Genomic DNA, 14,211 nt, shown 5'->3' with positions numbered 1-14,211 from the left:
GGTATAAAAAAAATCCCTCTTTATTATTATAAGGAGGGATTTTTTATTTGTAGTAATTATAAATTTATTAAGCTTTCAAAAGCTCTCTTGCAATAACAATTCTTTGTATTTCAGATGTGCCTTCATAAATTTCAGTTATCTTCGCATCTCTTAAATATCTTTCAACTAAATATTCTCTTACATATCCGTAACCGCCGTGAATTTGAATCGCTTCAAGCGCTGCCTGAACGCAAATCTTACTTGCAAATAGTTTTGCCATTGCAGCTTCTTTGATATATTTTTTACCTTCATCTTTTAATTTTGCTGCCTGGTAAATAAGAAGTCTTGCTGCATCAACATTCACTGCCATATCGGATAACTTGAATTGTATAGCCTGCAGATTTGCAATCGGTGCATCGAATGCTTTTCTTTGCTTTGAATATTTCACAGAAGCTTCAAGACATGCCTGAGCAATGCCTAATGCCTGAGATGCAATTCCGATTCTTCCACCGTTAAGTGTTTCCATAGCAAACTTAAATCCAAGTCCTTCTTCACCGATTAAATTTTCTTTCGGTACTCTTACATTATTCAAACCGATTGAACATGTATCTGAACCTCTTATACCGAGCTTATCTTCTTTCACGCCTGTTTCAACTCCCGCCATCTCTTTTTCAACTATAAATGTTGAAATTCCTTTGTAGCCGAGCTCAGGATTTGTCATTGCCTGCATGAAATAATAATCAGCAGTTGTTCCGTTGGTAATCCAGTTCTTCATTCCGTTCAGTACATAGAAGTCACCGTCTTTTACAGCAGTTGTTCTCTGTGCTGTTGCATCACTGCCTGCTTCAGGCTCTGATAAACAAAACGCGCCGAGCTTCTGTCCTGATGCTAACGGCTTAAGATATTTTTCTTTTATAAAATCACTGCCCCATCTTTCAATGCCGTAGCAAACAAGTGAATTGTTCACTGACATTATAACACCTACCGATGCATCAACTTTGGAAATTTCTTCCATAGCACAAACGTAGCTGACTGCATCCATACCTGCGCCGCCCCATTCAGGCGCAACCATCATTCCCATGAATCCAAGTTCGCCCATTTTTTTCACGATCTCATAGGGGAATTCTGCATTCTTATCTCTTTGTATCTGTGAAGGTGCAATTTCATTTTCGGCAAAATCCCTTGCAGCCATTTTTATTGCTAACTGATCTTCTGTTAGTTCAAAGTTCATTGTTGAGGTAGTTAAATTATTTTATTAAATTTTTTATTTTATTTTTGTGAGTAATCATAAAAACCTTTGCCTGATTTTCTTCCTAAGTAACCTGCGGCAACCATTTTTATAAGCAGTGGACATGGACGATATTTAGAGTCACCCAATCCTTTATGAAGGACTTCCATAATTGAAAGGCACACATCAAGTCCGATGAAATCAGCAAGTGTAAGTGGACCCATAGGATGATTCATCCCCAGCTTCATAACTGTATCGATAGATTCCGGAGTAGCAACGCCTTCCATTACACAATACATTGCTTCGTTAAGCATGGGGATTAAAACTCTGTTAGATACAAATCCCGGATAGTCATTCACTTCAACCGGAACCTTCTCAATTTTTTCAGAGAGAGCTTTTATAATTGAATACGTTTCATCAGATGTTGCAAGACCGCGGATAACTTCGATAAGCTTCATCAGCGGAACCGGATTCATAAAATGCATTCCGATAACTTTATCTGCTCTCTTTGTAACTGCTGCAATTTCAGTAATAGAAATTGAAGATGTGTTTGATGCAAGAATTGCTTCAGGTTTGCAGCACTCATCAAGTGTTGTGAAAATAGATTTCTTCACTTCAAATTTTTCCGAAGCTGCTTCAACTACTAAGTCAGCATCTTTTGCGTCATTAAGATTTGTTGAAGACTTTATATTTCCTAAAGTAGAATTTTTTTGCTCTTCTGTTATCGTTCCTTTCTTAACCATGCGGTCAAGGTTTTTTGTAATAGTTGCAACACCTTTATCAACAAACTCCTGCTTTATATCTATGAACGTAACTGAATATCCGAACTGTGCAAATGTGTGAGCAATACCGTTGCCCATTGTGCCCGCACCTACTACTGCTATATTTTTAATTTCCATTAGTAATTAAATAAAAATAAATTTTTAAATTAAATTTTCTTTAGATCTTTTCTATTATCATTGCGCTTGCTTCTCCGCCGCCTATACATAATGTTGCAAGACCTCTTTTTGCATTTCTGTTTTTCATAGCATGAACAAGAGTTGTTAAAATTCTTGCGCCGCTTGCTCCGATAGGGTGACCTATAGCAACTGCTCCTCCGTTAACGTTTACTTTGCTTGTATCAAGTCCTGCAATCTGATTCACTGCGCATGCCTGTACTGCAAATGCTTCGTTAGCTTCAACTAAATCTAAATCATCAACAGTAAGATTTACTTTCTTCAATAAATTCTGAATCGCATAAGCCGGTGCTGTTGTGAATTTCTCAGGTGACTGTGCGAATGAAATCTGTCCAACAATTTTTGCAATCGGAGTTAAACCTAACTCTTTTGCTTTATCTGCTGACATTATTACTACTGCTGCTGCGCCGTCATTAATGCTTGATGCGTTGAACGCAGTTATCGTTCCTTCTTTTTCAAAAGATGGTTTCAGTTTTCTTCCTTTTTCTGCGTTACCTTTTCTTATGTCTTCATCTTCGCTGATTGTAATTGTACCTTTTTTATCTGTGATTTCTACCGGAACGATTTCATCTTTGAATGCACCGTTCTCAGTTGCTGCCAAAGCTCTCTTATAACTCTCTTCTGCAAAGTCATCCTGCATCTCTCTTGTGATATTCATTTCTCTGCTGCACATTTCTGCTGCATTGCCCATGTGAAAATTATTGTACACGTCCCAGAGACCGTCTTTAATCATACCGTCGATAACTTTTCCGTCACCCATTCTGTAACCGTTTCTTGCTTTATCAAGGTAGTAAGGAACATTACTCATTGATTCCATTCCGCCTGCAACAATAACATCTGCATCGCCGCATTGAATTGCCTGTGCGCCGAGCATCACTGCTTTAAGTCCCGAACCGCAAACTTTTCCGATTGTTAAACATGGAACTGAGTTCGGCAGACCTGCAAATATTGCAGCTTGTCTTGCCGGAGCTTGTCCGAGCCCTGCTGTAAGTACGCATCCCATTATAACTTCCGATACATCTTCAGGTTTTATTCCTGCTCTGTTAATTGCTTCTTTGATTGCTATCGCGCCGAGCTGCGGAGCTGTCTTCGAAGATAATCCTCCGTTAAAACTTCCTACAGGTGTTCTCACCGCTGATACTATAACTACTTCTTTCATTTATTTTCTATTTTATTGACTTAATTATATTTATAAAATTTTCTGATTTCAAACTAGCGCCGCCGATAAGCGCGCCGTCAACTCCACATGTTGCAAAAATTTCTTCAGCGTTCTTATCATTCACACTGCCGCCGTAAAGAATTAATAAAGATACAGCAGTCTCAGAATCGTAAAGTTCGCCGATAGTATCGCCTATTATCATATTCATTTCGCTTATCTGTTCAGTGTTTGCATTGAGACCGGTTCCGATTGCCCACACAGGTTCGTAAGCAATAACTATATTCTTCATGTCTTCTTTTGAAATTCCGTCTAATCCTTTTTGTAATTGTTCAGATACGACTCCTTTGAAAATTCCTTCTTCTCTTTGTGCAAGTGATTCACCTACACAAACTATCGGTTTTAAATTATTCTCTGATGCTTTCTTTATTTTTTTGTTAACTGTTACATCTGTCTCGCCGAAGTATTGTCTTCTCTCGCTGTGCCCGATTATAACATATTCACATCCCACAGATGTAAGCATCGTAGCAGAAATTTCTCCTGTGTAAGCTCCGTCTTTTTCCCAATGAAGATTTTGTGCTCCAAGCTTCATCTTCGTTCCTTTTATCATTGAATTACATACCATCAATGATGTGAACGGAGGACAGATAAGAACATCACACTTATCAAAATAGCTATCGTGAATATTATCAGTCAGCGCTTTTACAAGCACTTCTGAATGAGTAATATCAAGATTCATTTTCCAGTTGCCCGCTATTAATTTCTTTCTCAATTTAATTGTTCTAAGTTTTTTAAAAGTAACTCATTTACAATTTTAGGGTTTGCCTTACCTTTGCTCTCTCTCATAATTTTTCCTACAAATAATCCAGCAAGTTTTTTCTCACCGCCTTTATATCTTTCAACTTCCTTCGGACTCTCATTCAAAATCTTCTTTATTATCTCGTCTATCTCGCTTGTATCGCTGACCTGTTCAAGTCCCAGTTCTTTTATTAAGTGTTCAGGATTTTGTTCTTCTCGTGTTTCCTTTGTCAGCATCAATTCAAATATTTCCAGCGCAACAGTCTTGTTTATTTTTTCATCGAGCAGAATATCGATCAGCTTTGATAGATTTATCTCAGGTATGTTAAATTTTTCTATTCCGATTTTTTTATCGTTCAAAACCTTCAGCACTTCATTCATCACCCAGTTGCTTGCCTGCTTGTAACCTTTTTCGTCTTTATGCTTTAACTCTTTGATAACATTTTCAAAATAAATTGAAAGTTCCTTGCCTGATGTCAATATTTCAGCGTCATATTCAGGAATAGAATAATCTTTTACAAATCTTTTTAATTTTGCTTCAGGGAACTCCGGCAGTTTCGATTCAATTTCATCCTTCATTGCCTTATCTACAACTGTAAATACCAGATCCGGCTCAGGAAAATATCTATAATCATGTGCCTGTTCCTTCGAGCGAGTGGCAGCTGTAGTCTTATCCTTAGCATTGTAAGTCATTGTAGTGAAAAAAACTTTCTCGCCTTTTTCAGTAACTTCTATTTGTCTCTTTATTTCTGTTTCAATTGCATCTGAAACATTCTTAAAAGAATTAAGATTTTTTATTTCCGTTCTGTTGCCGAACTCAATTGCTCCTTTTAATCTAACAGATACGTTCGCATCACATCTTAAACTTCCTTCTTCCATATTTCCATCGCAGATATCTAAATAAACCAAAATCTGTCTTATCTTCTGCATATAATTAATTGCTTCTTCAGAAGAGCGGATATCAGGCTCGCTTACAATTTCAATAAGCGGTACTCCACAGCGGTTGAAATCGACAAGTGTTTCATTGTCGGAAAAATCGTGAATGGATTTTCCGGCATCTTCTTCCATGTGAATTCTTGTTATGCCTATTTTCTTTTCTGATTTGTCTTTCAGTTTTATATTAATAAAACCATCGTAACAAATCGGAGTTTCAAACTGAGTTATCTGATATCCTTTTGTAAGGTCAGGATAAAAATAATTTTTACGGGCAAAGATAGACTTCTCTCTTATTGAACAGTTCGTTGCAAGTCCCATGCGTATAGCATAATCAACAAGCTCTTTATTAAGCACAGGCAAAGTGCCGGGCATACCGAGACATATAGGGCAAACGTTGCTGTTCGGCGAATTATGAAAATTCGTAGAGCATTTACAAAATGCCTTTGTCTGCGTTTTCATCTGAGCGTGAATTTCAAGCCCGATGACCGGTTCATATTTATCGTAGATGTTTTCCAAGCTGCTCAATTAATTTTTATTTATGGTTCGATTTTAAATTCTGTATTCTTTTAAACTCTGAAATCACTCTGTCTTTTATTTCAAAATGATCTACTATTGGCAGGGGATAGTGACTGCCTAATTCAATTCCGTTATTCTCTTTTAAAATTTCTTTATGTTCCCAGGGGTCATGAATATATTTTGCATCAACATCTTTTAATTCAGGAACATATTTCTTTATATAATTTCCTTCTGTATCAAACTTCTTGCTTTGCAGAACAGGATTAAAAATCCTGAAGTAGGGCTGAGCATCGCATCCGGTTGATGAGCTCCATTGCCATCCTCCGTTATTGCTGGAAAAATCCAAATCGATTAACTTCTCAGCAAAATATTTCTCGCCGAGTCTCCAGTCAATAAATAAATCCTTTGTAAAAAACATTGCCGTTATCATTCTCACTCTGTTATGCATCCAGCCTGTTTCATTCAGCTGCCGCATTCCGGCATCAACTATCGGATAACCCGTTTTTCCTTCACACCAAAATTTAAAGAGCTTCTCATCGTAACTCCATTTCAGATTGTCGTATTCAGATCTGAACGACTCCGTAACAATCTGGGGATTATGAAACGTTATATTGTAATAAAACTCTCTCCATATCAATTCGTTTATCCATGTATCAACATTTGTCTTCTCATCAACATTCTTTACTTCTTTATCAATCTTATTGAAAGCTAATCTGAACAGCTCTCTTATTCCTATCGTGCCGAAGTGAATATGCGGTGACATCAAACTTGTGCCGACAACATCCGGAAAATCTCTTTGTTCTTTGTATCGAACCAGCTTATCATGGTAGAAAGATTTAAGATGCTTTAAAGCCTCTGTTCTTCCTCCTTTGATTTTACCTGACTCTTTTGCTTGTAAATCTAATTCTTTTAAACTCTTGCTCTTAAACTTCTTTGCATCTTTCAGCTTATCAAGATTGCAAATCTGCTTAGCTGTGTATTCCTTCTTTAACTCTGAAAGAAATTTATTTTTGAACGGAGTGTAAACTGAATAAAAATTTCCTTCACCGTTCTTTATTTCTCCCAAAGGAAAAATTGTATTATCTTTGAATAAATTAAAAGAGGGGATTATCTCTTTTACCTTCTTATCTCTCTCTATACAATACGGCTCAACTTGTTCATTCGCATAAACTTCAATATCATCCGCTTCTTTTTTTAGTCTCTTAAAAACATCAGGACTCTTTCCTTCAGTTATTAATAAATTAAATCCAATTTCTTTTAAATCGTTCTTAAGCTCAGCAAGACATTCGAATAAAAAATTTATTCTTTTCTCTCCGTAATACTCAAATTTATTTTTATTCTTGATGTACAAAAATAAAATTTCATCTGTATCTTCTATATTTTCAACGAACGCTTTTAATGCTGCATTATCTTTTAATCGTAAATCCTTCCTGAACCAAAAGACTTTCAGCATCTATAAATTATATCTGAGGTTTTCTTTCGTTAAACGAGTTACTTGTTAACCTTACAAATGTAGAATTCTTCTGGAACTCTGTAATACTTGTTGAATTCAGATAACTCATCGATGACTGAAGCCCTTCCTGATAATCTCTGATAATTTTCGTTACGCTTCCTTTATATGTTACCAGCGATTCTTCACCTTCGATATAATTTTTCTTATCCTGCTTAACGGCAAATGATGCGCTGCCGCAATATTTTTTCCAGAGCTGATTGTTATATTTTAATACATCGCCAGGAGCTTCTTCCGTTCCTGCGAGCACACGTCCGAACATAACTGCATCACATCCCAATGCAAGTGCTTTGCACATTGCGCCGGGAGTATTAATCCCTCCGTCAGCGATTATTTTTACATCGCTCTTCATTTCATCCTTAGCTGTTAAAGCGCGGATGATTGCATCAACCTGTCCTATGCCTATACCTGATTTAATGGAAGTGGAACACATTGCACCGTTACCAATACCGACACGGATTGCATCAACTTTTAAATCAATTAAGAACTTTGTCGTCTCATAGCTTGCAACGTTGCCTGCAATGATTTTTAGTCCGTACTTCTTTATTATATCCTGAATGTCATTCAGATAACTTTCAATCATCTTCGAGCCGCCGTTTGCAATATCTACACACATTATTTTTATTCCGTAGTCGGCAAGTTTTTTCAGACGGTCGATATCAATTTTTTTATTGATGCCGACTGCCGCTGATTTAAACTCACTGTCCTTCAAATCATAATCTTCAAACTCAGCAATCTGCTCTTCGATTGTATTGAATCTGTGAATAACTCCAAGGCATTTTAAATCAGCTAATGCCTTAGCCATCTTGCCGCCGCAGACCGTGTTCATGGGTGAGCCGATAATCGGAATCTCCAGCTTAACGCCGAGAAACTCTGCGCTCGTATCACAGTTTGAACGATGCTGCACTGCCGAGATCTGGTCAGGCAGTAACGATATATCATCGTAAGTTAATGAATATGTCTCTGTAATATTTTTGTAGGACATTAGTTTAGATTTTCAGGTGTTGGGTTCTCTTCAGAATTATTTTCTTCAGTGTTGTTTTCTACCGGTATATCAATTACTTCGATTGTTTCTACAACTTCGATTACTTCTGAATCAACTGCGCCTGATTCATCTGCGAATTCTGCTACTTCCTTTTCAACTTCTTTATCTTCTTCTGCCATCTTCAATGCCATGTTAACTTTTTCAGCAGCTTCTGTTAAAGTGTTTGCAGGAATGAGATTCAATCCTGAGTTCTCTAATATTTCTTTAGCTTCTTTTGCATTTGTTCCCTGTAATCTTACTACAACAGGAACTTTGATATCGATATTCTTCGCTGCCTGAATTACTCCGTTCGCAACGCGATCGCATCTTACAATTCCGCCGAATACATTAATCAAAATTGCTTTAACGTTCGGGTCAGATAAAATAATTCTGAAACCGTTTTCTACTGTTGTCGGGCTGGCCGTACCGCCTACATCTAAGAAGTTGGCAGGTGAACCGCCGGCAAGCTTGATTAAATCCATGGTACCCATGGCAAGTCCTGCGCCGTTAACCATACAACCAACGTTACCGTCAAGTTTTATATAATTCAAATTGAAGTTAGATGCTTCAACTTCAAGCGGATCTTCTTCGTTTAAATCTCTTAACTCTTCGAAATCTTTATGTCTGAATGTTGCATTGTCATCCAATGTAACTTTTGCATCAAGCGCCATTATTTTGTCATCATTTGTGATAATCATAGGATTAACTTCGATCATGGAAGCATCCATTCCTTCGTAAGCTTTATAAAGATTTTTAATGAACTTTAAGAAATCTTTGTAAGCAGCACCTTCAAGACCAAGACCGAATGCTAGCTCTCTTGCCTGGAAGTCCTCAAGTCCTGTACCCGGATCAACCCAGATCTTTATAATTTTTTCAGGAGTTTCTTCTGCAACTGTTTCAATTTCCACGCCGCCTTCTGTAGATGCCATTATGACATTTTTTGAATTCGTTCTATCAAGCAAAATACCAAGGTACAATTCTTTTTTGTAATCAAGACCTTCAGCAATGAAAAGAGTCTGTACTTCTTTTCCTTCTGCTCCTGTCTGATGTGTTACAAGCACGTTGCCTAAAACTTTTCCTGCGTAGTCTTTTGCTTTTTCAAAATTATCGCCGAAGAATTTTACTCCGCCCTGTACTGCAACTTCATCTCTGTTATGTTTGTGATACACTGTGCCTTTGCCTCTTCCGCCTGCATGAATCTGTGACTTCACAACAATCTGGCTTACGCCGTTTGCTTTAAGTGTGTCGACTGCAGTATCGAAGTGTTCCATTGATTTGATAGGCACTCCGCCCTGAATTGCAACTCCGTATTTCTGAAGTAATTCTTTTGCCTGATACTCGTGTAATTTCATATTCTATAATTAAATTATTTTATTTTTATAACTTTTTTTCTCACAGATACTTCCTGTGGAATTATAATTTCAATTTTTTAAATTTATTTTTTGTCGGTCTTTTTAGGGTCAACTTTCTTTTGAAGCTTATCAATTTCTTTTGAAAGTGAATCAATGCTCTTCATGTTGCTATCCAGACTTTTTCTTTCGCTCTCAATATATTTGCTGGTAGAATCAATTCTTTTTTTAAGCTCGGCAGCTTCTTTCTGAATCCTTTCCTTCTCAAGTTCCTGCTGGCTTTTTCCGCATCCGGCTATTAACAGTAATGATGCAGCTAAAATAAAAAAATATTTCATTTGTTGGTTTTGGTTTTTTCTTTTATTTTGTTAACGTTTTTATCTAATGTTGAGTCTAAATCTTTACCCAGCTTCTTGAGTGAGTCCAGGCTCAGCTTATTCATAGCAGTATCAATCTTGTTTAATGTCTCGTCTATCTTCTGGTCAATTTTTTCATTAACCTTCTGTTCAACTTTCTCCTGTACCTTTGAGCAGCTTAATAAAACTATGCAAACTAATACTGAAAGAATAAATTTAACTCTGTTCATTATAAAAAATTTTATGTAAAGAAATTTATTTTAAGAAATTATATAAAGAAATTTATTTCTTAATTTTCTTTTCGCTTGTAAGCTTTGCCTGCATGAATAAGCCTAAATAATCTCTTCCGCCTGCTTTTGAATCCGTACCGCTCATATTAAATCCGCCGAAAGGATGCACACCGACTAATGCGCCTGTGCATTTTCTGTTGAGGTATAAGTTACCTGCAAAGAATTCCTTTGCGCCTTTATGTAATCTCTTTTTATTTTTTGTGTAAATAGCTCCAGTCAATCCAAACATTGTATTGTTTGCAATATCAATTGCATCATCAAAATCATTTGCTTTAAGAACTGCAAGTACAGGTCCGAAAATTTCTTCCTGTGAAATCGTTGCATTTCTTTCAACGTCTTTAATAATTGTAGGCTCAACAAAATATCCTTTACCTTCAATTTTATTTCCGCCGGCAATAACTTTTCCGCCTTCTTCAATTGCTTTATTGATGTATCTTAAACAATTATCCTGTGAACGTTTGTTTATAACAGGTCCCATAGGAGGATTGTTTGCTGCGTTATCAACTTTAATAGTCTGAACATGCTCAACCAATGCATCGCAGAATTTATCGTAAATATCCTTGTGAACGATAACTCTTGAGCATGCTGAACATTTTTGTCCCTGGAATCCAAACGCTGCTGAGATTGTTCCTTTTACAGCATCGCTGAAGCTATGTAATTCTTTATCAACAACTATAGAATCTTTGCCGCCCATCTCTGCAACAACTCTTTTAATCCATATTTGCCCCGGCTGTGCTTTTGCAGCAAGCTCGTTAATTCTTAAACCGACTTCCATTGAACCTGTGAAGCATACGAATCTTGTTAAGTGATGCTGAACCATTATATCGCCGATAGTTCCGCCGCCGCCTGTTACAAAGTTTACAACTCCTTTAGGAAGCTTTACTTCTTCAAGAAGTTCAAAGAACATTTGCGCAATGGCAGGGGAGTCGCTTGACGGTTTCAATACAACGGTGTTGCCTGTTACAAATGCTGATGTTGTCATACCGACTAAGATTGCAAGCGGGAAATTCCATGGCGGAATAACTGCGCCTACACCAAGCGGTAAATATTCTAAATGATTTTTTTCATCGGGTAATTTTACTAACGGATGGTCTCCGCTCCATCTTAACATTTCGCGTGCGTAAAATTCCATGAAGTCAATTGCCTCTGCTGTATCGCCGTCTGCTTCTGCCCAGTTCTTACCGACTTCATAAACCATCATTGCAGAAAATTCATGTTTTCTTTTTCTCATTAATTTTGCTGCTTTGAATAAGTAGTCAGCGCGTTTTTTAGGCGCTACGTTCTTCCAGGTCTTGAATGTTTCGTATGCTGTTTCAATTGCCTTCACTGCCATTTCAGCAGAAGCTTTCTGGAATGTTCCGAGCTTCATATCTTCGTTTGATGGATTTATTGAATGCATCTTATCATCGGTCCATAATTTCTCTCCGCCTATTACAATCGGATATTCTTTTGCAAATCTTGATGTGACTTTATCTAAAGCCTTTTCAAAAGCCTGTTTATTTTTTTTATTCGTGAAGTCTGTGAACGGTTCGTTCTTAAATTTTGAGTGTGACATTATAATATTATTTTATGATTTATTTTTTAAAAAGTAAAAAAGCTGCTGACTAATTCCCGTTAAGTAACTCAACTGCCATGTTATGAATTTCAGGTCTTATCTCTCTGATACCGTTATTATCACGGGAAGGATAGACTCTGTTTGTTAAAAAAATTACTATTAAATTTTTATCAGTATCGGCCCATACGCTTGTTCCTGTGTAGCCTGTATGTCCGAATGAATTTTCTGAAAACTTTTCTCCGCAGGGAGTTCTGTATGAAGTCGGTTCCGGTTTTGTGTCCCATCCGAGTCCGCGTGAATTATTATAAGCAGCCGTCTCCCATTTTTTTATAAATAAATTTACAACATCTGCGCTTGCAAACTTCTCTTCTTTCAGTCCTCTGCTATATGGATTATAGTATTTTCCTTTCACAAGCATCATTACCATAAACCAATAGAGGTCTTTTGCATTGGAAAAAAGTCCAGCATTGCCTGATACTCCGTCCAGCATTGCTGCTGTTTCATCGTGCACTTCGCCTTGCAGCAATCTGTTTCTCCAGTAAGTATCGTTCTCAGTCGGGACTGCAAGTTTCTTCAGTTCATTTTTAGGAAGATAAGTCGTGCTTCTCATTCCGAGCGGTTCAAAAATATTTATTCTGCAATATTCATCAAGAGGCATTCCGGAAATTTTTTCTACAATAAGTCCAAGCAGAACTGCATTCAAATCACTGTAAACAAATTTAGTCCCGGTTTTATAATCAGGAGTCATGTTATAGATCTCATCTAAAACTTGCTGCTTTGTTGTAAGCGTTTTATAAAATGGAACCCATGCCTTCAGTCCTGAATTATGAAGAAGCAGATTTGTTATTTTGATATCTTCTTTTCCGTTGTTTGCAAACTCAGGAATGTATAGCCATACGTTATCGTTGATGTTGAGCTTTCCGTTATCATACAATTGCATTATAGCGGATGTTGTTGCAATAACTTTCGTGACAGAGGCGAGGTCATAGATGCTTGAGCTTGTTACATCAGGGGCATCGGAATCATAAGTATATTTTCCGAAATTTTTTTCCATTAAAATTCTTTCCGGAGTGCCAATTAACAGCTGCGCGCCAGGAAAAGATTTGCTTACGATACCTCCGTAAACAAGATTTTCAATTTCAGTTATCGAATTAGCTTTTAGGCAAGATAAATGTACTGAAAAAAGGAAAAGAAATATAAGGATACAATACCGTTTCACTTTGGCAATATACCTAATTTAAAAATTTTTAAAAACTTACAAAAAATGCCCGAAGATTTAACCCATACCTACTAATAGGGAACAATTTGTGGAATAAAAAATTCAAATAGGATATATTGGGGAGGTGGTTAAAAGTTTGGAAAGTTTGTAGGGTTTGTAAAGTTTGTAAAGTTAGTAAGGTTAGTAAACTTTGTAAAGAATACATGGTTTTTTCCCCCCTCCTTTAGAAGGAGAGCTTGTCCCGTCAAAGGCGGGAGGGATTAAGGGGGGGGGGTATTAACAAATGTGACAATAATGTTACTATTATATATTCAATTTTAAGCCGGAATTAAAGAATCCGTCAAAAATCCATCATTTGAATGAAAACTTTGAAACTAAAATGTTACAATAATGTAACTATTTAAACCACCCCCTCAGTCCCCCTCCTTGTAAAGGAGGGGGAAGCAAGTGTATAGTTTTTACAAATAAGGCTTTGATTTTACACCTGAATCAAAGAATCCGTCAAAAATTCATCAATTGAGTAAAAATATTGAAACCAAAATGTGACAATAATGTAACTTTGGAATCTGAAATCTGAAATGAAAAATAAATTAATGCACAAGCTCCAGGTAGCCCCAGAGTAATAATGTAACGATTCCATAATAAACCGCATTTCCGGCAATCAGCACAATTAAGGCTTTAATGATACCTGAAAAAATGTTTGCTTTTGAAAATTGAACTATGGCATAGATGTAATAAACAGCTAAAGGGATAAGCCGCAGCTCCCACATAACAGGAGTTATTAGCGCAAGCCCTAGAAAGATAACGGAAATGAGCGCGCCGAAGCCGAGGATATAAAGATAAAAAGCCAGGCGTTCGCCGTAACCGACATCTTTATTTCTGAATATAATTGTATGAAAAAGCGCTAAAATAGGAGGTAGCATGAACATAAGGTAATTCAGCCTTGATACTTCAAGCTGACGGAAATCATTTACGGAAATATTAGAGTCAATCATCTCACTCGTATCTTCTCCGATAAAAATCGGCTTCATGTAGCTGAAATGATTTTCACTTAAAAAATGAAACATAAGAATGAAAAATCCCACGGTCATAAGGAAAAATCCAACGGGTTTAACGTAGTCTTTTCTTTTGCCATTAATGAAATTGAGAACGAAGTTGCCGGGAGCAAGGAATAAATCCCTAACTGTATAAGAAAAACTGGACTCCCAATATATTGACTTATAAAAGTATTCATCGAAACTGTTTCTTACTGAAATTCCGGGAGCCAGCTTCTGCTGTCCGCAGTTGTGGCAGAAATTTCCGACGAGTTCAGTCCCGCAGTTTAAGCATTTTTCCATGA

The 14,211-nt window shown here is 36.9% G+C and carries 13 protein-coding genes; all 13 read right to left on the bottom strand.

What is annotated here, in order from left to right:
- Positions 1-67: 67 nt before the first annotated feature.
- Entirely contained in the window at positions 68-1,210 is a 1,143-nt protein-coding gene (locus JST55_13895; GenBank protein ID MBS1494601.1) for an acyl-CoA dehydrogenase, read from the bottom strand.
- 38 nt (positions 1,211-1,248) lie between these two features.
- A complete protein-coding gene (locus JST55_13890; GenBank protein MBS1494600.1) occupies positions 1,249-2,106 on the bottom strand; it encodes a 3-hydroxybutyryl-CoA dehydrogenase in 858 nt (285 codons plus the stop codon).
- 40 nt (positions 2,107-2,146) lie between these two features.
- Positions 2,147-3,322: an acetyl-CoA C-acetyltransferase gene (locus tag JST55_13885; GenBank protein MBS1494599.1), complete on the bottom strand. Its 1,176-nt coding sequence runs from the start codon at positions 3,320-3,322 to the stop codon at positions 2,147-2,149.
- A gap of 7 nt (positions 3,323-3,329) precedes the next feature.
- Positions 3,330-4,091, bottom strand: a complete 762-nt coding sequence (locus JST55_13880; protein ID MBS1494598.1) for a triose-phosphate isomerase — start codon at positions 4,089-4,091, stop codon at positions 3,330-3,332.
- Positions 4,088-5,578, bottom strand: coding sequence for an Asp-tRNA(Asn)/Glu-tRNA(Gln) amidotransferase subunit GatB (gene gatB / locus JST55_13875; protein ID MBS1494597.1), 1,491 nt, complete (start codon positions 5,576-5,578; stop codon positions 4,088-4,090). The genes JST55_13880 and gatB overlap by 4 nt, the downstream gene beginning before the upstream one ends.
- A 7-nt stretch (positions 5,579-5,585) precedes the next feature.
- A complete protein-coding gene (locus JST55_13870) occupies positions 5,586-7,022 on the bottom strand; it encodes a deoxyribodipyrimidine photo-lyase (GenBank protein MBS1494596.1) in 1,437 nt (478 codons plus the stop codon).
- A 7-nt stretch (positions 7,023-7,029) separates the two neighbouring features.
- Positions 7,030-8,064 carry a guanosine monophosphate reductase gene (locus JST55_13865; protein ID MBS1494595.1) on the bottom strand — a complete coding sequence of 345 codons (1,035 nt, stop codon included), beginning with the start codon at positions 8,062-8,064 and terminating at the stop codon, positions 7,030-7,032.
- A complete protein-coding gene (sucC, locus tag JST55_13860; protein MBS1494594.1) occupies positions 8,064-9,455 on the bottom strand; it encodes an ADP-forming succinate--CoA ligase subunit beta in 1,392 nt (463 codons plus the stop codon). Before sucC ends, JST55_13865 begins: the two co-directional genes overlap by 1 nt.
- Before the next feature lie 83 nt (positions 9,456-9,538).
- Positions 9,539-9,790 carry a hypothetical protein gene (locus JST55_13855; protein ID MBS1494593.1) on the bottom strand — a complete coding sequence of 84 codons (252 nt, stop codon included), beginning with the start codon at positions 9,788-9,790 and terminating at the stop codon, positions 9,539-9,541.
- Entirely contained in the window at positions 9,787-10,038 is a 252-nt protein-coding gene (locus JST55_13850) for a hypothetical protein (protein MBS1494592.1), read from the bottom strand. The genes JST55_13855 and JST55_13850 overlap by 4 nt, the downstream gene beginning before the upstream one ends.
- A gap of 52 nt (positions 10,039-10,090) precedes the next feature.
- Positions 10,091-11,653, bottom strand: coding sequence for an L-glutamate gamma-semialdehyde dehydrogenase (gene pruA, locus JST55_13845; protein MBS1494591.1), 1,563 nt, complete (start codon positions 11,651-11,653; stop codon positions 10,091-10,093).
- Positions 11,654-11,702: 49 nt separating this feature from the next.
- Entirely contained in the window at positions 11,703-12,872 is a 1,170-nt protein-coding gene (locus JST55_13840) for a serine hydrolase (GenBank protein MBS1494590.1), read from the bottom strand.
- A gap of 590 nt (positions 12,873-13,462) precedes the next feature.
- Positions 13,463-14,209 carry a DUF3667 domain-containing protein gene (locus JST55_13835; GenBank protein MBS1494589.1) on the bottom strand — a complete coding sequence of 249 codons (747 nt, stop codon included), beginning with the start codon at positions 14,207-14,209 and terminating at the stop codon, positions 13,463-13,465.
- Between the last annotated feature and the right edge of the window lie 2 nt (positions 14,210-14,211).

Source organism: Bacteroidota bacterium, from assembly GCA_018266835.1.
Lineage (GTDB): Bacteria > Bacteroidota > Ignavibacteria > Tepidaquicellales > Tepidaquicellaceae > JAFDZO01.
The sequence above is the reverse complement of the archived record's forward strand: the minus strand, read 5'-3'. Positions and strand labels throughout refer to the sequence as shown.

Bases quoted from the DNA above. Each gene is read 5' to 3' on its own strand.
- JST55_13895 (MBS1494601.1), bottom strand. From the start codon at position 1,210: ATGAACTTTGAACTAACAGAAGATCAGTTAGCAATAAAAATGGCTGCA.
- JST55_13890 (MBS1494600.1), bottom strand. From the start codon at position 2,106: ATGGAAATTAAAAATATAGCAGTAGTAGGTGCGGGCACAATGGGCAAC.
- JST55_13885 (MBS1494599.1), bottom strand. From the start codon at position 3,322: ATGAAAGAAGTAGTTATAGTATCAGCGGTGAGAACACCTGTAGGAAGT.
- JST55_13870 (MBS1494596.1), bottom strand. From the start codon at position 7,022: ATGCTGAAAGTCTTTTGGTTCAGGAAGGATTTACGATTAAAAGATAAT.
- JST55_13865 (MBS1494595.1), bottom strand. From the start codon at position 8,064: ATGTCCTACAAAAATATTACAGAGACATATTCATTAACTTACGATGAT.
- sucC (MBS1494594.1), bottom strand. From the start codon at position 9,455: ATGAAATTACACGAGTATCAGGCAAAAGAATTACTTCAGAAATACGGA.
- JST55_13855 (MBS1494593.1), bottom strand. From the start codon at position 9,790: ATGAAATATTTTTTTATTTTAGCTGCATCATTACTGTTAATAGCCGGA.
- JST55_13850 (MBS1494592.1), bottom strand. From the start codon at position 10,038: ATGAACAGAGTTAAATTTATTCTTTCAGTATTAGTTTGCATAGTTTTA.
- pruA (MBS1494591.1), bottom strand. From the start codon at position 11,653: ATGTCACACTCAAAATTTAAGAACGAACCGTTCACAGACTTCACGAAT.
- JST55_13835 (MBS1494589.1), bottom strand. From the start codon at position 14,209: ATGGAAAAATGCTTAAACTGCGGGACTGAACTCGTCGGAAATTTCTGC.